Here is an 18,292-nt window from a genome sequence, read left to right as displayed (position 1 = left end):
AACTCAGTATCAGAAAGCCCGATGAGGCCCCGGCGAAGCCAGAGCCGGCAGACGCCAAGCGATGGAAACTGCCGGCGCACCTGTTCGGCGGCCGGGTCCGCACCTCGACGGTGGCGCTGATCATCGCCTTCGTCGCGGTCTGGTGGGTCTACGACACCTACCGGCAGGAGCCGACGCCGCCGCCGGCCCCGCAGGTGGTGCCGCCGGGATTTATCCCCGACCCGGCCTATACCTGGGTGCCGCGCACCAAGCTGCAACAGCCGCCGGTGACCATCACCGAGACCGTCACACCCACACCCACCACCACCGAGCCTCCCGCGCCGACGGAGTTGCCGGCCAGCGAGCCGCCGACCCCGACACCGGTGCCGGGATTCCCGTTCTGCCCGCCGCTGTGTCCGCCGCCGGCCCCGCCTCCGCCGGAGGAACCCGGACCGATCCCACCGGCGCCCGAGGCGCCCGCTGCGGCACCGCCGGATGCACGTCAACCCGTGCCGGGGCCGCCTACACCCGCGTCCCCGCCCGGTCCGGGCGCCTCGCACGGCTAAACTGCGTGCCGTGATGATCACGCTCGACCATGTCACCAAGCAGTACAAATCGTCGGCCCGTCCGGCGCTGGACAATGTCAATGTCAAGATCGACAAGGGCGAGTTCGTGTTCCTGATCGGCCCGTCCGGATCGGGCAAGTCGACGTTCATGCGACTGCTGCTGGCCGAGGAGACACCCACCTCGGGTGACATTCAGGTGTCGAAGTTTCACGTCAACAAGCTGGCCGGACGCCACATCCCCAGCCTGCGGCAGGTGCTCGGCTGCGTGTTCCAGGACTTCCGGTTGTTGCAACAGAAGACCGTGTTCGAAAACGTCGCATTCGCCCTCGAGGTCATCGGCAAGAAGCCGGAGATGATCAACCGGGTTGTCCCCGAGGTTCTGGAGATGGTCGGGTTGTCCGGCAAAGCGAACCGGCTGCCGGGCGAGCTGTCCGGCGGTGAGCAACAGCGGGTGGCTATCGCCCGGGCCTTCGTCAACCGGCCCCTGGTGCTGCTGGCCGACGAGCCGACCGGAAACCTTGACCCGGAAACGAGTGAGGACATCATGGATCTGCTGGAGCGGATCAACCGCACCGGAACCACGGTGCTGATGGCGACCCACGACCACCACATCGTCGACTCGATGCGCCAGCGCGTCGTCGAACTATCACTGGGACGGCTGGTGCGCGACGAACAGCGCGGCGTCTACGGAATGGACCGCTGACGTGCGCTTTGGATTCCTGTTCAACGAGGTCCTGACCGGCCTGCGTCGCAACGTCACCATGACGGTGGCGATGATCCTCACCACGGCCATCTCGATCGGGCTGTTCGGCGGTGGTCTGCTGGTGGTGCGCCTGGCCGACCAGTCCCGCAGCATCTACCTGGACCGGGTGGAATCGCAGGTATTCCTGAACCCTGACGTCGCCGCCGATGACCCGAACTGCGAGGGCCAGGCGTGTAAGGCGCTGCGCGAGCAGATCGAGACCCGCAACGACGTGAAGTCGGTGCGCTACCTCAACTCTGATGACGCGTATGCCGACGCCATCCGCAAGTTCCCCGAGTTCAAGGACGTGGCGAGCAAGGACTCCTTCCCGGCGTCGTTCATCGTCAAGCTGGAGAATCCGGAGCAGAGCAAGGATTTCGACGCCACGATGCAGAGCCAGCCGGGCGTGCTCAGCGTGCTCAACCAGAAGAAGCTGATCGACCGGCTGTTCGCCGTGCTCGACGGCCTGAGCAGTGCTGCGTTTGCGGTCGCCCTGGTGCAGGCGGTGGGGGCGGTGCTGTTGATCGCCAACATGGTTCAGGTCGCTGCCTACACGCGGCGCACCGAGGTCTCGATCATGCGCCTGGTGGGCGCCAGTCGCTGGTATACCCAGCTGCCGTTCCTGGTGGAGGCGGTGCTGGCCGCGACGGTGGGCGTGATCATCGCGATCATCGGGCTACTCGTGGTGCGAGCGGCGTTCCTCGACAATGCGCTCAGCCAGTTCTATCAAGCACACCTGATCGCGCGAATCGACTACGCCGACATCCTCTACATCTCGCCGATCCTGCTGCTGCTGGGCGCGGCGATGGCCGGAGCGACCGCATACGTGACGCTTCGGCTGTATGTGCGGCGGTAGCGATGGCTAAGAAAGCGGCGGACAAGGGCAGCAAGAAGAAGCCGGACAAACAGATCGTTGCGTCGAATCGCAAAGCACGCCACAACTACTCGATTCTCGACGTATACGAGGCTGGGGTATCGCTGGTAGGCACCGAGGTGAAGAGCCTGCGAGCCGGGCAGGCCTCACTGGTCGATGCGTTCGCCACCGTCGACGACGGCGAAGTGTGGCTACGCAACATGCACATTCCCGAGTACCACCACGGGACCTGGACCAATCACGAGCCGCGACGCACCCGCAAGCTGCTGTTGCATCGGCGCCAGATCGACATGCTGATCGGCAAGATCCGCGACGGCAATCTCACCCTGGTGCCGTTGTCGGTGTACTTCACCGAGGGCAAGGTGAAGGTCGAATTGGCGCTGGCGCGCGGTAAGCAGGCCCACGACAAGCGGCAGGACCTCGCCAAGCGCGACGCGCAACGGGAAGTCACTCGGGCGCTGGGCCGGCGCGCCAAGGGCATGTGACCGGCGCCGTCCTAGCGCTGTTATCAGCGGCCGGCTTCGGGGTCAGCGATTTCGCTGGGGGCCTCGCTGCGCGCCGCGTGCCCGCACTGCGGGTGGTGTTGGTCTCCTACCCGGTGGCGCTGGTGTTGCTGGGCACGCTCGCCATCGCGGTGGGCGGACCGATTCCCGCGGGTGCGATCGGGTGGGGCCTGGCCTCCGGTGTCGCGCTCGGGCTGGGCGGCTGGTGGTTCTACGCCGCGCTGGGTGCCGGGCCGATCTCGGTGGTGTCCCCGATTTCGGCGGTGCTGACGGCCGGGGTTCCGGTGGGGGTCGGCTTCGTCATGGGGGAGCGGCCCGGGCCGGTGGCCGACGGCGGGATCGTGCTGGCGCTTTTGGCGGTGGTCCTGGTGAGCCGCCAAGCCACCGACGAGGACATCCGGCCGCACCGATTCACCCGCAAGGTGGCCTGGCTGACCGTGGGAGCCGGTGTGGCGTTCGGGTTGGACTTCGTGTTCATCCACGAGGCGCCGGCGGACTCCGGGCTGTGGCCGTTGGCGTTCGCGCGGGTGGCCGCCGCCGTGCTGGTGTTCACCGCGGCGACCGGGGCGCGTGAATTGCACGTGCCCACCGGCCCGCCGTTGAAGCTGGCGCTGGTGGCGGGCCTGTCGGACACCGCAGCCAATGTCGCGATGCTGCTTGCGCTGCGCGGATCGGACCTGGCGTTGGCCAGCGTGCTGATCTCGCTGTTCCCCGCGGTGACGGTGGTGCTGGCCATTGTGGTGCTGCGCGAGCGGGTGCACCGCGGACAAGTGCTCGGCATGGTGCTGGCTGCGGTGGCGGTGGCCATGATCACCGCGCGGTGACGGTGCGACGCCGAAGGAATGAACGGGCGTGGGTCTGTCGTTGGAACCGCGTACCATGAAGTGTCTGCCGAGGTTCGGTGGCAATTACCCAAGACAGGGGGCTGAAAGGTTTCGACTGCGTGTGTCGAATCAAGGGAAGCGTGCCGGTGCAGGCAGGAGACCACCGTAAGCGTCGCTGTAAACAAGTAAGCGCCAAGGCACTTACGCCGGCTAAGGTCGCTCTTCAGAGCGACTTCGCCCTCGCTGCCTAAGCGAGGCGGGCCTGTCAGACCGGGAGCTCCCTCGGCCCGGACCCTGGCATCGACTAGAGGGATCCACCGATACGTCCGGTCGCGGGATGTATCGGGACACCAACAGCGACTGGGATCGTCATCTTGGCTTGTTCGCGTGACCGAGAGATCCAAGTAGAGACATAGCGAACTGCGCACGGAGAAGTCTTGAGGGAATGCCGTAGGACCCGGGTTCGATTCCCGGCAGCTCCACCGAAGCGGAACGGGCCAGGACGAAAAGTCCTGGCCCGTTCCCGTTTCAGCTCAACCCCAACCGAGGCGCCGGGCTCTCGCTTCTCGCCTCACGGTGGCGATTGCGCCGGGAGATCATTCGCTCGGACTTATCCTGGTCGCGTCCCGCCCTGTGGCGAGGCCTCGATTGCAATGTGGCCATCTACCGCGTTAGAAAGCTCGGCGCGCAAGGAAGTAGGGGCAGTGGTGACCGGGATGATGCGCAGATGACGGGCGGCTTAACCGAAGGGCGAGGACGCCTCCTGGGAAAGTCGGCGGTGATCACCGGGGCAGCCTTTGGCATAGGCCGGGCCACCGCCGTGCTCTTCGCACGCGAAGGTGCGCGTCTGGTCGTGACTGATATTCAAGGCGAGCCGCTGCTGGCGCTCGCTGAGGAATTGCGGCACGCCGGGGCGGAGGTTGAGGCAGTCGTCGGCGACGTCTCGGTTCAGAATGACGCGCAGCGAATGATCGGCGCGGCGGTCGACCGCTTCGGACGACTCGATGTGCTGGTCGCCAACGCCGGCATCATCCCGCTCGGCGATGCGCAAGAGGTGACCGCCGCCGACTGGGACAACGTGATGGCCATCGATGGCCGCGGCATGTTCCTCACGTGCAAATTCGCAATCGAGGCAATGTTGCCAACCGGCGGCGGCGCGATCGTGTGCCTCTCGTCGATCTCGGGACTGGCCGGGCAGAAGCGGCAGGCGGCCTACGGGCCCGCTAAGTTCATCGCCAGCGGTTTGACCAAACACTTGGCAGTCGAGTGGGCCGACCGGGGAATCAGAGTCAACGCCGTTGCACCCGGGACGATTCGCACCGAACGGGTCAAGCGGTTCCCGGAGGAGCCGGGTGGCTCAGCGTATTTGGCGGCGGTCGAACGCATGCACCCGATGGGCCGTATCGGCGAACCGGCCGAAGTTGCCAGCGCCATCCTCTTCCTGGCTTCCGACGACGCCTCCTTCATCACCGGCGCCGTGTTGCCCGTCGACGGGGGATACCTCGCCCAATAGCCTGGATGGTGCGGGACGGTGAACCCCTAGTGCGGCGTCAGCCCCGCGACGTAATAGCAGGGCCAGACCTTCTCCCCGGGTAGTCCCGGCCTGGGCATCGCACCGGGCGCGAACCATTCCGGGCCGGTGCTGTACATCCAGCAGTTCTTGTCCGCCAGGTCGCCCTTCTTGGAGGCGTCATTGTTGGTGGGGTTGTTCGGCGGATTGTTGTTGGGCGGGTTGTTATTCGGCGGGTTGTTGTTAGACGGGTTGTTGTTGGGGGCGTCGGGCCGCGGCGGCGAGAACCCCTGTTGCTGCTGTTCGTCCTGCTGTTCCTGCTGATTATCGGCCGGCTCCCGTTGGGTGGAGGGCTCTGGATCGGCGGAGGCAACAGGCGCTAAGCCGAACACGACGCCCGCGGCAGCACCGATCACGACCGCCCTGAGCGCGGTCCCGGCCAAGCCGGTAACCCAACGATGAGGAAGTGTCGCCCTCTGATCGGCCATCGGTCTCTCCAATACCTGCGTAGCAATTCGCCTGTGTGGACGGTAGGGCGGATCAGGGCAGACCGGCTACAGGGGTTTCCCTTGCATTAGGCGAGGTTCAGGACCCTTGACAAACTCCCGCGCGGCAACTGACGATCACATACGGCGAGGTCACAGCCTCCCCGCAGGTTCTAGATCGGGAGCGCAACATGACCGCAGTGCAATCCAGGGCCGAGTCGATGATCACGGTGCACAACCCCGCGACCGGGGCCGTGTCGGGCACCGTGCCGATCGACGACCCCCAGACGGTGGCCGCCAAGGCCGCCCAACTCATTTCAGCCCAACCGGAATGGGAGGCGCTCGGGCCGAGCGGCCGCAAGCGGTGGCTGCTGGCGTGGCAGGACTGGATTCTGGACCATGCCGATCACATCACCGAGGTGTTGATCTCCGAGACCGGAAAGTCGCACGTCGACGCCAGCCTGGAGGCGGTCGCCACGGCAGACGCCATCGGCTACTGGGCCAAGAACGCCAAGGAGTTTCTCGCCGACCGGCATCCCAAGGCGCACAGCCCGCTCTATCGCGTCAAGCGGTTCACCACCGCCTACCGTCCCTACCCGCTGGTCGGAATCATCACACCGTGGAACTTCCCGTTCGCGATGCCCGGCCTCGACGTGCCACCGGCCTTGTCGGCCGGCGCGGCCGTGCTGCTCAAGCCTTCCGAAGTGACGCCGCTGTCGGCGGTCGAGTTCGTGCGCGGCTGGGCCGAGATCGGTGCACCGCCAGTGCTCGGCCTGACCACCGGCTACGGCGACACCGGCCAGGCGCTGATCGAACACGCCGACTTCCTGCAGTTCACCGGGTCGACGGCCACCGGGCGCAAAGTCGCGGTGGCCTGCGCGCAGCGGCTGATTCCCTACGGCCTCGAGCTCGGCGGGAAGGACCCGGCGATCGTGTTGGCCGACGCCGACCTCGACCGCGCCGCCAACGGCATTGCCTGGGGCGGAATGTTCAACTCCGGACAGGTCTGCGTGTCGGTGGAGCGCGTCTACGTCGAAGCGCCGGTCTATGACGAATTCGTCGCGAAGCTGGCGGCCCGGGTCGGTGAGGTGCAGCAGGGTCAGGACGGTGACACCGGTGCCATGGCGACCGCGGCGCAACGCGACATCGTGGCGCGCCACGTCGACGAGGCGACCGCCGCCGGTGCCCGGGTCATCGCCGGCGGCAAAGCGACCGGCGTGGGGACCTACTTCGCTCCGACCGTGATCGCCGATGTGAACCCGTCCATGACGTGCATGACCGAAGAGACCTTCGGGCCGACCCTGCCCGTGATCAAGGTCGCCGACGAGAACGAGGCCATCCGGCTGGCCAACGACTCGCCGTACGGATTGTCGGCCACGGTCTGGACGGGCAACAACCGCCGCGGCGAGCGGCTGGCTCGTCGGCTGGAAGTCGGCGCGGTGAACGTCAACGATGCTTTGGTCAATGTCTTCTGTCCGGGGCTGCCGATGGGCGGCTGGAAAGAGTCCGGCATCGGCTACCGCGCCGGGGGCGCCTCCGGAATCATCAAATACTGTCGGCAGCAGGCCATTACGTCGCCGCGGCTGCCCACCCAGAAGTCCGAACTGCTGTGGTACCCGTCGTCGAAGCGCCGGATGGCGGTGGCGCTGGGGGCCATGCGTGCCTTCGCGGCGCGAGGCCGGCGCCGGTTCGGTTCGCGGCCAAGCAATTAGAACGGCGACCGCTCGTCCGAGTCGTGATCCCAGGTCTCGGGCAGTAGCGGTACCACCGGGCCGGCGCCGAATACGTTGCCGCGCAACCGGGCCAGTCCTGCTGCGCCCGCGTCGCTGCGTTGCGCTGTCCCGGTGAATCCCAGCGCTCCCGCCCCGGATTCCGAGCAGGTGGGTGTCGTTGTCTCGTCAGGTGTTTCGCCGTCGTCGGCGACGCCAGGCGTCATGGTGGCGTTGGCGTATTCCTTCATCTGGGCGCGGCGCCGCCGCCGAGACCGCAGCGGTGCGCGAGCTGCCGGCGCCCGAGCCGAGACCGTCGACGAAACGCCGGTGGCCGGAGCCCTGGACTGGTCGCGGCCGCTCAGGGTGGGCCCGAAGCCTTCGGCGTGGTCCCCGATCACCAGATAGGCCAACGTCTCGGCGCCGCTCACCGGTAATGCCGGCCCGGTGGTCGTCGCAGCGGCCGGGCCGGCGGAGGTCCCCGCCGAACCGGCGATACCGCCCCCGAGACCGACGGCAACGGCGACCGGCTCGTGCGCCGGTCGGGCCACGGCCGGGTGCACCAAGGGGAGGGGTTGTGGCGCGGGCTGTTCGATGACCGGCTCCGGTGGTGGCACCTGCATGGATGCGATGAAGTCGTTGATGGCGTCGATCAGCAGCGGCAGCACGATCGGGACCCGAACCGGAATCGTCACGATGAACAGGAACGTCGACCAGAACACGATGTTCCAGAAGATGAACCAGAACCAGCGGTTGGCCTCCTCGATCGGATCGGTCGGCTCGTCGTCGCCACCGGTTCCGGTGTCTGCAGCCAGGATCGGCGGCGGCGAGTCCGTGCCGGGTAGCGACGTCACGGCAGCGCCGGCCATGGCCTCGTAGGTCGCCATGGCGGTGGCGGCCTGCACCCACATGCGGGCGTAGTCGGCCTCATTGATGGCGATCGGGATGGTGTTGATGCCAAAGAAATTCGTGGCGATCAAGACGCCGTGGACGGTGTGGTTGAGCGCCAGCTCCGGCAGGGTGGGCATGGCGGCCAGGGCGGTGCTGTAGGCGGCCGCGACGACTCCGTGCTGGGTTCCGGCGTGGGAGCTCTCGATGCTGGCGCGGATCAGCCACTGCAGGTACGGCGCGTGCGCCGCGGTGTAGTTATCCGCGCTGGGGCCCTGCCAGACCGCTGACCCGACGGTGCTCAGCACGCTGATCAGTTCGGTGGCTGCGTCCGCGTATTCGGTGCTCAGCGTGGACCAGGCGCCGGCGGCAGCCAGTAGGGCACCAGGACCGGGCCCGGCGCTCAGCAGCGCGGAATGCACCTCTGGGGGAGATGCGATCCAACCACCGTTCACGCCAACACCAATTTCTACGAGCGAAACTGTAAATAACAACAAGATAGCATTGCCTAACCTAATTTCTTGGTGTCGTGGGTGGGGTGAACGGCGGCTGACGTGCGCCGCGGGACGGCGATAGCCTGGGGTATGAGTCCCAAAACCACGTTCCGGGTCGCCCGGGTCTACGACGAACCCGGTGCGCAGGACGGTGAGCGGATCCTCGTCGATCGGGTGTGGCCGCGGGGCTTCCGCAAGGACGATCCCCGGGTGGGCCACTGGTACAAAGATGCCGCGCCGTCGAGCGAGCTACGCCGTTGGTACAACCATCAGCCCGAGCGTTTCGACGAGTTCGTCGCCCGCTACGAAGACGAACTGCAGACCGAGAAGGGCGCCGCGGGGTTCGCCGGCCTGCGCGCGCTGGCCCGCGGAAAGAAGACCGTCACGCTGGTGACGGCGAGCCGGGACGTGGACGGAAGTCAGGCGGCGGTGTTGGCCAAGCTGCTGGCCCGACAGTGACTAGCTGCGACCCGCGGTGGTGATCGCCATCCCAATCGGGATGCTCACCACCAATCCCGCCAGGAAAAGCCGGTAGGTGAGCAGCGCCCAACCCCGACGTCCGCTGCGCCGAACCCGGTAGAGCAACCAGGCCAGCACGGCGAACAACAGCGCAGAACCCGCGTAGAACACCGCCACGTGGTCGGTGACGACACCGAGCACGACGGCGGCGCCGGAGAGGTTGAACGCCGCGGCACCCAGCATTGCCTCGCGCGGCGACGGCGAGGCGGCCGGCAGCAGTGCTTGGCCGGCCCCGATCGCCAGTTGGCCGGCCCCGAGTACCAGGACCAGGTAGGCCACCGCCCAGACCCCGTGACGGGTGGGCGCCGGGGCCGCGATGGCGGCGGCTATCGCGCCACCGACCACGATCGCGATGGCGCCGGCTAGGGCGAACGGTTTGACCGCAGCCCACTGCTCGGCCAGCTGCGGCAACACCGGCCGCGGCGACGAGTCGTTCGGGCCGGCGGCACGGGCCGCATCGACGGCGTCGTTCATGATCAAGCCTCCCGATTCAGAGATTACCGAGGCTGTCTAAAGTTATCGGGTGACCAACGACTCCCCGGCCGCCCGACCGCGGCTGCAGCGGGAGATCTGGGTACTGCTCATCGCCAACGTCTTGATCGCGCTCGGCTACGGGTTGGTGTCGCCGGTACTGCCGGTCTACGCGCGTCATTTCGGCGTGAGCATCTCCGCGACGACGTTCCTCATCACCGCGTTCGCGCTGACGCGGCTGCTCTTCGCGCCGGTGAGCGGTCTGCTGGTTCAACGGCTGGGGGAGCGCTGGGTCTATGTGGCCGGCCTCTTGATCGTCTCGGTGTCCACCACGGCCTGCGCCTTCGTGCAGACCTACGGGCAGCTGCTGTTCTTCCGTGCCCTCGGCGGCGTCGGATCGACGATGTTCTTCATCGCCGCGGTGGGCCTGATGATCCGGATCAGCCCGGAAGACGCACGCGGCCGAGTCGCCGGACTGTTCGCCACGGCGTTCCTGTTGGGTACTGTCGGCGGACCGATATTGGGCAGTCTGACAGCGGGTTTCGGTCTCAGCGCACCGTTCTTGTTCTACGGTTCGGTGCTGATCGTGACGGCCACCGGCGTCTTCGTCAGCCTGCGTCACTCGCACTTGGCAGAAGCGGCCGAGTCGACCGGGCCCACGGTGTCGGTACGGACAGCGCTGGGGAATCGCGCGTACCGCTCGGCCCTGCTGTCGAACTTCGCCACCGGCTGGTCGGTCTTTGGTCTGCGGGTTGCGTTGGTGCCGTTGTTCGTCACCGAAGTCCTGGACCGCGGGCCCTCCTTCGCCGGACTGACGCTGGCCATGATCGGGATCGGCAATGTCTGTGCGGTGCTGCCCAGCGGCCAGCTCTCCGACCGCATTGGCCGCAAGGGGCTATTGATCGCCGGCCTGGCAGCATCTGGCGTCACCACCGTCTTGCTGGGCGCGAGCGCATCGCTGGTGGTGTTCTTGTTGGTGTCATATCTGACCGGGGTGGCCTCGGGGATCTACGGGTCGCCGCAGCAGGCCGTCATCTCCGACCTGGTCGGAAACCAAGCCCGGGCGGGCACCGCGGTGGCGACCTATCAGATGATGGCCGACTTCGGGTCGATCGTGGGTTCGGTTGCGGTCGGCCAGATCGCCGAGCGGATGTCCTTCGAGTGGGGTTTTGCGATCAGCGGTGGGGTGTTGCTGGTGGCGGCGCTCACGTGGCTGTGGGCGCCGGAGACCAGGGAGAGCAGCCCGATCGGAGGGCTCGCCGACGAGACGTGGCTAGGCTCGGTTGATGGTGACACTGGACCGGCTGGTCAACGTGGTGGGCAGCTACGGGGTTCGGCTGAGGTTCTGCTCCATTCCGAGGACGACGCAGCTGAGCAGTGTCGTGATGCACGAGGTGACCGGTGAGCGTGTCGTTGTCGGCGACGTCCTGTTGGCGGTCGGCGCCCGCTCGGTAAAGGAGGCGGTGCGCTGGGCGGTGGCCGCCAAGGCGGTCGCTGTATTGGTGCGCGACGTCGAAGACAAAACCTCATTCGCCGGCGAGGGTGAGTCGCTTGCCGTGCTCGTGGTGGACGCGGCGGTGTCCTGGAGCGAGCTGGCCGCGGTGGTCTACGGCCTGGTGCTCGAAGGCCGCGAGACCGAATCCGGCCGTGGGCCAACGGATCTTTTCGCTGTGGCCGACAGTCTCGCCGAAGCGGTGGGCGGTGCGGTCACCATCGAGGATCAGCTGGGCAGGGTGCTGGCCTACTCGCGCGGCCAGCGGCATGCCGACCCGGCGCGTTCGGCGACGATCTTGAACCGGCAGGAGTCCGAGCCGCTTCGGGAGCTATTCGAAAAGCGCGGCGTTTTAGCGCATTTGGATATCCACGACGAGCCGCTGTTCGTCGCTGCCGATCCTGAGTACGGCTTGACCGGCCGGATGGTGGTGGCGGTGCGTGCCGGCCGCGAAACGCTGGGTGCGGTATGGGTGGCCTGCCCGAACCCGTTGAGTGGTGAGCGGCTGACCGCACTGGCCGACGGTGCCCGCACGGTGGCATTGCATATGTTGCGGTCGCGGGCTAGTGCTGACTTGGAGCGTCAAGTCGAATCCGACTGGGTGACCAGGCTTTTGGATGAGCAGACGGAACCCGACGATGCCCTCGCCTTGGTTGCCAGGCTCGGACTGCCGCAGGCCCCGTTGCGGGTGATTGCGGTGCACACCCGGATCGCTACGCAGCCCCATGCCGGGCTGCTGTTGGCTTTCGAGGCGGTCACCACGGGATTCGGCTGGTCGCGTCCAGGTCGCAGCGCACTGGCCGCCAACACCGTCTACACCCTGCTGCCCGCTGAGGACGCCGCTGCGGCCCGGCAGTGGGTGCGCGGCCTGGCGGGCGCCCTGCCGCCGCACGCGAGCGTGTGGGCCGGGATCAGTGCGGTTGCCACGGTCGCCGAGCTGGCCGCGGCGGGCCGCGAGGCCGAGGAATGCCTCGTGCTGCACGAAGCCGGCCCGCCCGAGAGCGTTCCGCCGGCCTACGACGAGTCCTGGGACGAGATCGTGCTGCGCCGGTTGCACACCGCGGCGCGAGCCGGACGGGTGCCGACCCGCGGGCCGGTCGCAGAGCTACGTCACCACGATGCGGCCCACAACACGCCCTATGTGTCCACGCTGCGGGCCTGGCTCGACGCGCAAGGTGACCTGGCCCGGGCTGCCGAGCAGCTGGGCGTGCACGAGAACACAGTCCGCTACCGGCTGCGCAAGATGGCCGAGGTGACGCCCCTGGGGCTGGAGGATCCGCGGACCCGATTCGCGGCAATGATCGAGCTCGCGGCGGGTGAGATGTCGGAACTCGACAAACACTGACGCCGCTGTTGTGCGATTCGGTTAAACCAGGTGTCTGAGGGCAGTCGCATCATGGAGTGATGGGTGCAGCCAACCGAATCGACGGCGCACCACGAACGGTGATCGTGGTGGGTGCCGGCGTCGTTGGCCTGTCCACCGCCTGGTTTCTGCAGGAGCGCGGCGTCGAAGTCACCGTGGTCGACCGCGTCGGAGTGGCGGCCGGGTCCTCGTGGGGCAACGCCGGTTGGATCTCGCCGGCTCTGGCGATTCCGCTCAACGAGCCGGCCAACCTGCGCTTCGGGCTGCGGTCCCTGTTGAGCCGGACCGCGCCGCTGCAGGTGCCACTGAACGCCGGCCCGGCGCTGTGGGCGTTCTTGGCGCGCTTCGCGGCGAACAGCCGTCCCGCGGCCTGGCGCCGCGCGGTACGGGCCAACGCGCCTCTGAGCGCGGAATGCATTGAGGCCTATGACGTTCTGCTCGCAAACGGGGTGGACGCCCCGGTCACCGATGCCCCGATCACCGCGATTTTCCGCACCTCGGCAGACGCGGAGCGATTGCTCGACGAGCTGCGCCGGTTCTCCGAGGCCGGCCAGCCGGTGTTCGGCACCGAACTGACCGGTGCCGCACTGGCCGAGCGGGTGCCGCTGGCGTCCTCGGCGGTCGCTGCCGGGGTGCAGATCGACGGCCAGCGCTTCCTCGACCCGGGCCGGTTCGTGACCGCACTGGGTCGCACAGTGGTGCAGCGCGGCGCCGTTTTCCACGTTCTCGACGTCGCCGACGTGTCGCCTCGCGGTGACGGGGTGGCCGTGACCAGCAGCGACGGCGGCACTTTGACGGCCGATGCAGCGGTGATCGCCAGCGGAGCCTGGCTGTCCCGGCTGGCAGCGCGCTGGATCCGGGTGCCGGTGCGCGCTGGGCGCGGCTACTCCTTCTCGGTGCCGGTCGATGGTCCGGTCACCGGGCCGATCTACCTGCCCGATGCCCGGGTGGCCTGCACGCCGTTGAATGCCCGGCTCAGGGTCGCCGGCACCATGGAGTTCGGCGACCCCGACGCCCCGATCGTCCCGGCCCGCGTCGAAGCCATCGTCGCCGCCACCCGCCCCCTGCTCGACGGTGTCCGCTGGGATGAGCGCACCGACGTGTGGGTGGGTCCACGCCCGGTCAGCCCCGACGGGCGGCCCCTGGTGGGGGAGGTGTGTCCGCGCACCGTCTACGTCGCCGGTGGGCACGGCATGTGGGGCATGACGCACGGTCCGGTGACGGGCCGATTGTTGGCCGAGCAGATCACCACCGGCAAGCAGTCCGCCGTGCTGCGTGACCTCGATCCCTTGCGCTGACCCACTCGGGTCGGTGAATTTTCGAATCAAATGCTGTTGCAAAGGAGAACTGTCGATGACTGATACGCACGGTGTCTGGATGACCCAGCAGACCAAGGACCGGCTTCTGGCGGAGCTGGCGGAACTGTCTGCACCGCAAGATGTTCCGGGTGGTGAGGACATCAGTGACCAACAGGCCCGCCAGGCTCGGATCCACCAGATCCACGACCTGCTGGCGGTCGCAGTGGTCGGCCAGGATCCGCCGGACGACGGGGTCGCCGAGCCCGGCATGGTACTGACCGTCCGCTACAGCGACGGGGACACCGAGACCTTCCTGCTCGGGGTGCGCGACGACGACCAGAGTGGGTTGGAGGTCTACTCGCCGCAGTCGCCGCTCGGCATGGCAATCACCGGAGCCCGGCCCGGGGAGGAGCGCACCTACCAGGTGCCCAGTGGGGCCAACGTGACGGTGACGCTGCTCGACGCGGTGCCCTACGGGCTGCATCAGACCCAGCATCCGGCCTGAACACAGGGCAACTGAGGAGCTGTTTTGAACCTTGGTGTGGCTGTGGTGTAGCTTCGATGAGCACGACAACGCGGGGCTATGGCGCAGCTGGTAGCGCACCACACTGGCAGTGTGGGGGTCAGGGGTTCGAGTCCCCTTAGCTCCACTCATTTCGATGGGTATCCCGTTCGGTCTGCGCTGATTGCGCGGAATTGCGGCTAGGCCACTTGGTGAACATAGAGTCACAAAGCATGAGCCGCATCGTTACGGTAACGAGTCAATTGGCCGGCCCGGTAACTTACACGCCTGTGATACGGTTCTTTTTGCAGTCAGAGGATTGCGTGTCCGGGGGGACTGGTTACTAATCATCGGAGTTTACGTGAAGAGCCTCGGGAGACTCGGTAAAGCGATATTCGCCGGTATCGGCTTTTATGCAAGCGGGTTGATTCTCAGCGCACAGGCGGGTGCTGTTCCCGTCGCGCACCTTCCCCTTGGGGGGCCGGTGTGCGCGGGTGGTGTGGTCGCTCTCTCGTCCGCCGACGGCGCGGCGCCCATTGCCGCGCCGGCCGACGCGACGTTGGCGGCTGCCGCCGGGGTGCCTTGTGGGCCAGCTGCGGCTGACCTGACCACTCTTGCTGGCCCTGTGCCGATGGGACTGCCGGGACCGGTGCCCCCGATCCCGATAGCCCCGATTCCGGTGGTTCCCGGACTGCCGCCGCCCGTGCCGCTGGTGGCGCCGGGACCGGCCGGGGCCGCCGCAGCCAGTCCTATCGTGGGGCTGGCGGCGGACGCCGCCAGTGCCCCTATCGGCCTGGCTGGCGGCACTAAATAAAACGTGCCGGAAGAGGGCCCGCGAACATTGTGTTCGCGGGTCTTTTTCTGTTGCGAATTCATTCTGAAATTGCCTGACAGGAATTTATTTGTAGAACCGTTATTGCGGTGCGACTGCGCCGTTACAAAAGGCTGTTATTGGAAACGGCTTCAACGGCGCGATCACGGTTTCACCAGCCGGCGTGGAGTGCCGGCGCAGTAACCGACGATGTCGTCGACGATATCGCGATAAAACACGTTCATGCAGTTCTCGGTCACGTAGCCCAGATGCGGGGTCAGCACGGTGTTGCCCAGCGTGGTGAGCGGGTGCCCGGCCGGCAGCGGCTCCTGGTCGAAGACGTCGAGCCCCGCGCCGCGGATCCGGTTGGTGCGCAGCGCGTCGATCAGTGCGGCCTCATCGATCAAGCCGCCGCGGGAGGTGTTGACCAGGATCGCGCTGGATTTCATCGCGGCCAGCTCGTCACGACCGACAATGCCGCGGGTCGCCTCGGAGAGCACCATGTGGATCGATACGACGTCGGCGCTCTCGAAGAGACTGCGCCGGTCCAGCAGCTGCGCCTGCGCCTCGGCGGCCCGCTCTGGGGTCAGGTGTGGGCTCCACGCCGTCACTCGCATGCCAAAGGCGTGGCCCACCGCGGCGACCAGCCGGCCGATGCGGCCCAGCCCCACCAGTCCGAGCGTCGCGCCGGCCAGATCAGCGCCGACGGTCTGCTGCCACCGACCGGCCCGCAGCGCCGCGTCCTCGGCGATCAGATGACGTTGCAAGGCGTGGATCAACGCCCAAGTTAGTTCGACCGTGGGCGTGATGGTGCCGCCGGTCCCGCACACGGTGATTCCGAGCCGGTGGGCCGCGGCCACGTCGATGGCGGCGTTGAACGGCCCAGTGGTGACCAGTAACTTCAACGCCGGCAGCCGAGACAGCAGATCGGCGCCGATCGGAGTGCGTTCGCGCATCGCCACCACCACCTCACAGTCGGCCAGCCGGGCCACCAGTTCGTCACCGGGAGCAAGGTGTTCGCGGATCGCCAACAGATCAACGGGCCGGGGGACGGGCGACCAGTCCACCGTGGCGGCGATGCCCTGGTAGTCATCGAGCACCGCGACACGTAGTGGTGACGGGGAGGCTGCCACGTTCAGAACGCATCCGGGTTCTGCTGGACCGACTCGGGAACCGGATGCTGATAGAGGCGAGAGGCGTTCTCCCAGGTCAACTTCCGGATCACCTCGGGAGGAAGGTTGCCGATCTCCTCATGGATCACCTGTTGAGTGTTCGGCCAGGTCGAATCGCAGTGCGGGTAGTCGGCTTCCAGCATGATGTGGTCGGTGCCGATGCGTTCGTGCTGGCAGAACGACGACTGATCTTCGACCGCGCAGAACCAGAAGTTGCGTTGCAGCACTTCAGCCGGCGACAGCGTCTCGCCGAGCGCCTTCCAGGTTCCGTACATTTCGTGATAGCTCAGCATGTGGTCGAGGCGGTCCAGCAGCCCTGCGACCCAGCCGATCCCGCCCTCGGACAGGCAGATCTTCAACTCGGGGAAGCGGCTGGGCAACCCGGAGTACAGCCAGTCGACCGCAGCGGAGATGGCATAGGCGAAGAACAGGACGCCGGCGACATCGGGCGGCGCATCATCGGTGGTCGACGGTGAGGTGCCCGACGAACCGATGTGCAGATTGATCACGGTGCCGGTTTCGGCGCAGGCGGCGATCATCGGGTCCCAATGCCCGGAGTGAATGGTCGGCAGCCCCAGCATCGCCGGATTCTCGCTGAAAGTGATGGCGCGAAAGCCTCTTTCGGTATTCTCGTAGATCATGGCCGCGCCGACCTCGGGATCCAGTAGCCAGGGCAACTGACAGCCGATGATGCGGTCGGGATAGGAACCGGCCCACACCTCGTGGTGCCAGTCGTTCCATGCCCGCACCGATGCCAGTGCCAGCTCACGGTCGCCGGTCGTCAGTTGCAGGCGCTGGCCGGCGAATCCGGGAAGGAAGGAGGGAAAGTTCAGCGAGGCGTATACGCCGTTGAGGTCCATGTCTTTGATGCGCGCGTGGATATCCCAGGCGCCGCGGCGCATCTCGTCGAATCTGGCCGGCTCGAAGCCGTACTCGGACACCGGCCGACCCACCACGGCGTTGAACCCGACGTTGGGCAGCGATTGGCCGTCATACATCCAGGTCTGGCCGCCGGTCTCGGTCTCGACCACCCGCGGCGCCCGGTCGGCCAGTTTGCGGGGGACTCGACCGAGGAAGGTGTCCGGGGGTTCGACGATGTGGTCGTCGACCGAGATCACCGTGTAGCGCCGTTGCGCGCGCGGCGGTTCGGGTAGGAAGGTCACGGTGCGTTCCGCTCCGGCCTTGGCAGTGGTGAAGCTCAGGTCAGAGCTGAGCTCGTCGATCGATTTCACCAATGAACCTCAGTCTTCGGGCCAGGCGGGTCGCCGTGGCGATCAGTCGAGCACATGCCGGTCGGCCTTGATGGTCATGCGGGCCGCGCCGGCCCAGTACACGTCGGCGGCACGTTCGATCAACGAGGCCTGCATCCCGGCCATGTCGGAGCGCTTCATCGGCGTGGGCGTCCGGCCGGTCAGCATGACGTGGTAGGCCAGCTTGCACACCCGCTCGATGGTGGCCGACCGATAGACCGCCTCGGCCAGGGTGCGCCCGGTCGCGATCACCCCGTGGGAGGCCAGGATCGTCAGGTTTGCGTTGCCCATGCGCTCGACCAGATCCCGGGCCCGCGCAGCGGTGTCCACCTCGCCGTCGTAGTCCTCGACGAAGCACAGGTCGTCGAGGAACAGCGAGCCGGTCTGGTGGACCAGCTCGGGCAGCGTCTGCAGCGACGCCAACAGGCTCACGTAGTAGGGGTGGTTGTGGATCACCACGCGTGCGTCGGGGCGGGCGCGGTGCAGTTCGGTGTGGATATGGATGGCGGGGGTGACATCCCAGCGGCCGGCGATGACGCGAGCGTCCTCGTCGACGGTGCAGATGTCCGAGGCGGTGAGTTCGGCCCACCACAGGCCCCACGGATTGACCAGCATGTCGGTCTGGCCGGTGCGCTGCCAGGTGATGTGGCCCGCCATGTTCTCGGCGAAGCCGATGTCGGCGAGATGGCGAAACGCGATGGCCAGCGCCTGGGCATTGCTCAGCTCGACGCCGATCGGCGGAACCACCGACGGCGACCAGACCGCTGAGCCGCCGAGACGGGCGTACTGGACGCCGACGGACTCCGTCATGAACAAATCATATGGAAATAAGGGGACCCG

The 18,292-nt window shown here is 67.1% G+C and carries 19 protein-coding genes, 1 tRNA gene and 1 other RNA gene; 15 read left to right on the top strand and 6 right to left on the bottom strand.

From position 1 onward, the window contains the following. Positions 1 to 8 precede the first annotated feature (8 nt). The 7 genes from RCP37_RS14870 to RCP37_RS14840 all read left to right on the top strand — a co-directional run bounded on the left by RCP37_RS14870 (position 9) and on the right by RCP37_RS14840 (position 5,001). Positions 9 to 545: an Rv3103c family proline-rich protein gene (locus tag RCP37_RS14870; protein WP_308487099.1), complete on the top strand. Its 537-nt coding sequence runs from the start codon at positions 9 to 11 to the stop codon at positions 543 to 545. A gap of 13 nt (positions 546 to 558) precedes the next feature. Further along, positions 559 to 1,248: a cell division ATP-binding protein FtsE gene (gene ftsE / locus RCP37_RS14865; protein ID WP_046284564.1), complete on the top strand. Its 690-nt coding sequence runs from the start codon at positions 559 to 561 to the stop codon at positions 1,246 to 1,248. 1 nt (position 1,249) lies between these two features. After that, positions 1,250 to 2,143 carry a permease-like cell division protein FtsX gene (gene ftsX, locus RCP37_RS14860; protein ID WP_308483822.1) on the top strand — a complete coding sequence of 298 codons (894 nt, stop codon included), beginning with the start codon at positions 1,250 to 1,252 and terminating at the stop codon, positions 2,141 to 2,143. 2 nt (positions 2,144 to 2,145) lie between these two features. Continuing rightward, positions 2,146 to 2,646 carry an SsrA-binding protein SmpB gene (smpB, locus tag RCP37_RS14855; protein ID WP_024442487.1) on the top strand — a complete coding sequence of 167 codons (501 nt, stop codon included), beginning with the start codon at positions 2,146 to 2,148 and terminating at the stop codon, positions 2,644 to 2,646. A gap of 77 nt (positions 2,647 to 2,723) precedes the next feature. After that, positions 2,724 to 3,488 carry an EamA family transporter gene (locus RCP37_RS14850; protein WP_308483821.1) on the top strand — a complete coding sequence of 255 codons (765 nt, stop codon included), beginning with the start codon at positions 2,724 to 2,726 and terminating at the stop codon, positions 3,486 to 3,488. Positions 3,489 to 3,585: 97 nt separating this feature from the next. Next, positions 3,586 to 3,973: a transfer-messenger RNA gene (gene ssrA / locus RCP37_RS14845) on the top strand. A gap of 242 nt (positions 3,974 to 4,215) precedes the next feature. Next, a complete protein-coding gene (locus RCP37_RS14840; protein ID WP_465270688.1) occupies positions 4,216 to 5,001 on the top strand; it encodes an SDR family NAD(P)-dependent oxidoreductase in 786 nt (261 codons plus the stop codon). A 26-nt stretch (positions 5,002 to 5,027) separates the two neighbouring features. On the opposite strand, the gene RCP37_RS14835 is transcribed toward RCP37_RS14840, so the two are convergent. Then, positions 5,028 to 5,441 carry a hypothetical protein gene (locus tag RCP37_RS14835; protein ID WP_308483819.1) on the bottom strand — a complete coding sequence of 138 codons (414 nt, stop codon included), beginning with the start codon at positions 5,439 to 5,441 and terminating at the stop codon, positions 5,028 to 5,030. 233 nt (positions 5,442 to 5,674) lie between these two features. Between RCP37_RS14835 and RCP37_RS14830 the strand changes: the two genes are divergently transcribed. Next, positions 5,675 to 7,195 carry an aldehyde dehydrogenase family protein gene (locus RCP37_RS14830; RefSeq protein ID WP_308483818.1) on the top strand — a complete coding sequence of 507 codons (1,521 nt, stop codon included), beginning with the start codon at positions 5,675 to 5,677 and terminating at the stop codon, positions 7,193 to 7,195. Here the strand turns inward: RCP37_RS14830 and RCP37_RS14825 are convergent. Further along, entirely contained in the window at positions 7,192 to 8,535 is a 1,344-nt protein-coding gene (locus RCP37_RS14825) for a PPE family protein (RefSeq protein WP_308483817.1), read from the bottom strand. The genes RCP37_RS14830 and RCP37_RS14825 overlap by 4 nt on opposite strands. Before the next feature lie 129 nt (positions 8,536 to 8,664). Between RCP37_RS14825 and RCP37_RS14820 the strand changes: the two genes are divergently transcribed. Beyond that, the gene (locus RCP37_RS14820) at positions 8,665 to 9,033 is read left to right on the top strand and encodes a DUF488 domain-containing protein (RefSeq protein WP_308483816.1); all 369 of its coding nucleotides are present in this window, start codon (positions 8,665 to 8,667) and stop codon (positions 9,031 to 9,033) included. Here RCP37_RS14820 and RCP37_RS14815 read toward each other — a convergent pair whose 3' ends face one another. After that, entirely contained in the window at positions 9,034 to 9,567 is a 534-nt protein-coding gene (locus RCP37_RS14815; RefSeq protein ID WP_308483815.1) for a hypothetical protein, read from the bottom strand. A gap of 49 nt (positions 9,568 to 9,616) precedes the next feature. Between RCP37_RS14815 and RCP37_RS14810 the strand changes: the two genes are divergently transcribed. From RCP37_RS14810 to RCP37_RS14785, 6 genes are all read left to right on the top strand, one after another. Further along, a complete protein-coding gene (locus tag RCP37_RS14810) occupies positions 9,617 to 10,969 on the top strand; it encodes an MFS transporter (RefSeq protein WP_308483814.1) in 1,353 nt (450 codons plus the stop codon). Next, positions 10,851 to 12,401 carry a PucR family transcriptional regulator gene (locus RCP37_RS14805; protein WP_308483813.1) on the top strand — a complete coding sequence of 517 codons (1,551 nt, stop codon included), beginning with the start codon at positions 10,851 to 10,853 and terminating at the stop codon, positions 12,399 to 12,401. The genes RCP37_RS14810 and RCP37_RS14805 overlap by 119 nt, the downstream gene beginning before the upstream one ends. Before the next feature lie 59 nt (positions 12,402 to 12,460). Continuing rightward, entirely contained in the window at positions 12,461 to 13,717 is a 1,257-nt protein-coding gene (locus RCP37_RS14800) for an NAD(P)/FAD-dependent oxidoreductase (protein WP_308483812.1), read from the top strand. A 55-nt stretch (positions 13,718 to 13,772) separates the two neighbouring features. Continuing rightward, on the top strand, positions 13,773 to 14,222 hold the full coding sequence (locus tag RCP37_RS14795; RefSeq protein ID WP_308483811.1) for a GreA/GreB family elongation factor: 450 nt from the start codon (positions 13,773 to 13,775) through the stop codon (positions 14,220 to 14,222). A gap of 72 nt (positions 14,223 to 14,294) precedes the next feature. Continuing rightward, positions 14,295 to 14,367, top strand: a tRNA-Ala gene (locus RCP37_RS14790). A gap of 351 nt (positions 14,368 to 14,718) precedes the next feature. Next, positions 14,719 to 15,033: a hypothetical protein gene (locus RCP37_RS14785; protein WP_308483810.1), complete on the top strand. Its 315-nt coding sequence runs from the start codon at positions 14,719 to 14,721 to the stop codon at positions 15,031 to 15,033. Between the two features lie 161 nt (positions 15,034 to 15,194). Here the strand turns inward: RCP37_RS14785 and RCP37_RS14780 are convergent, their stop codons facing one another. From RCP37_RS14780 to RCP37_RS14770, 3 genes are read right to left on the bottom strand one after another with little or no spacing between them, the layout of a single operon-like run. Continuing rightward, a complete protein-coding gene (locus tag RCP37_RS14780; protein WP_308483809.1) occupies positions 15,195 to 16,163 on the bottom strand; it encodes a D-2-hydroxyacid dehydrogenase family protein in 969 nt (322 codons plus the stop codon). A 2-nt stretch (positions 16,164 to 16,165) separates the two neighbouring features. After that, positions 16,166 to 17,434 (bottom strand): amidohydrolase family protein, encoded by a 1,269-nt coding sequence (locus RCP37_RS14775; RefSeq protein WP_308483808.1) that lies wholly within the window; start codon positions 17,432 to 17,434, stop codon positions 16,166 to 16,168. Positions 17,435 to 17,476: 42 nt separating this feature from the next. Then, positions 17,477 to 18,262, bottom strand: coding sequence for a class II aldolase/adducin family protein (locus tag RCP37_RS14770; RefSeq protein WP_308483807.1), 786 nt, complete (start codon positions 18,260 to 18,262; stop codon positions 17,477 to 17,479). Positions 18,263 to 18,292 lie beyond the last annotated feature (30 nt).

Source organism: Mycolicibacter sp. MU0102 (assembly GCF_963378105.1).
Classification (GTDB): Bacteria; Actinomycetota; Actinomycetes; order Mycobacteriales; family Mycobacteriaceae; genus Mycobacterium; species Mycobacterium holstebronense.
The sequence above is the reverse complement of the archived record's forward strand: the minus strand, read 5'-3'. Positions and strand labels throughout refer to the sequence as shown.

Coding starts and splice junctions, on each gene's coding strand:
- ftsE (WP_046284564.1), top strand. CDS start 559: ATGATCACGCTCGACCATGTCACCAAGCAGTACAAATCGTCGGCCCGT.
- RCP37_RS14805 (WP_308483813.1), top strand. CDS start 10,851: ATGGTGACACTGGACCGGCTGGTCAACGTGGTGGGCAGCTACGGGGTT.
- RCP37_RS14795 (WP_308483811.1), top strand. CDS start 13,773: ATGACTGATACGCACGGTGTCTGGATGACCCAGCAGACCAAGGACCGG.
- RCP37_RS14815 (WP_308483815.1), bottom strand. CDS start 9,567: ATGAACGACGCCGTCGATGCGGCCCGTGCCGCCGGCCCGAACGACTCG.
- smpB (WP_024442487.1), top strand. CDS start 2,146: ATGGCTAAGAAAGCGGCGGACAAGGGCAGCAAGAAGAAGCCGGACAAA.
- RCP37_RS14840 (WP_465270688.1), top strand. CDS start 4,216: ATGACGGGCGGCTTAACCGAAGGGCGAGGACGCCTCCTGGGAAAGTCG.
- RCP37_RS14770 (WP_308483807.1), bottom strand. CDS start 18,262: ATGACGGAGTCCGTCGGCGTCCAGTACGCCCGTCTCGGCGGCTCAGCG.
- RCP37_RS14820 (WP_308483816.1), top strand. CDS start 8,665: ATGAGTCCCAAAACCACGTTCCGGGTCGCCCGGGTCTACGACGAACCC.
- RCP37_RS14800 (WP_308483812.1), top strand. CDS start 12,461: ATGGGTGCAGCCAACCGAATCGACGGCGCACCACGAACGGTGATCGTG.
- RCP37_RS14830 (WP_308483818.1), top strand. CDS start 5,675: ATGACCGCAGTGCAATCCAGGGCCGAGTCGATGATCACGGTGCACAAC.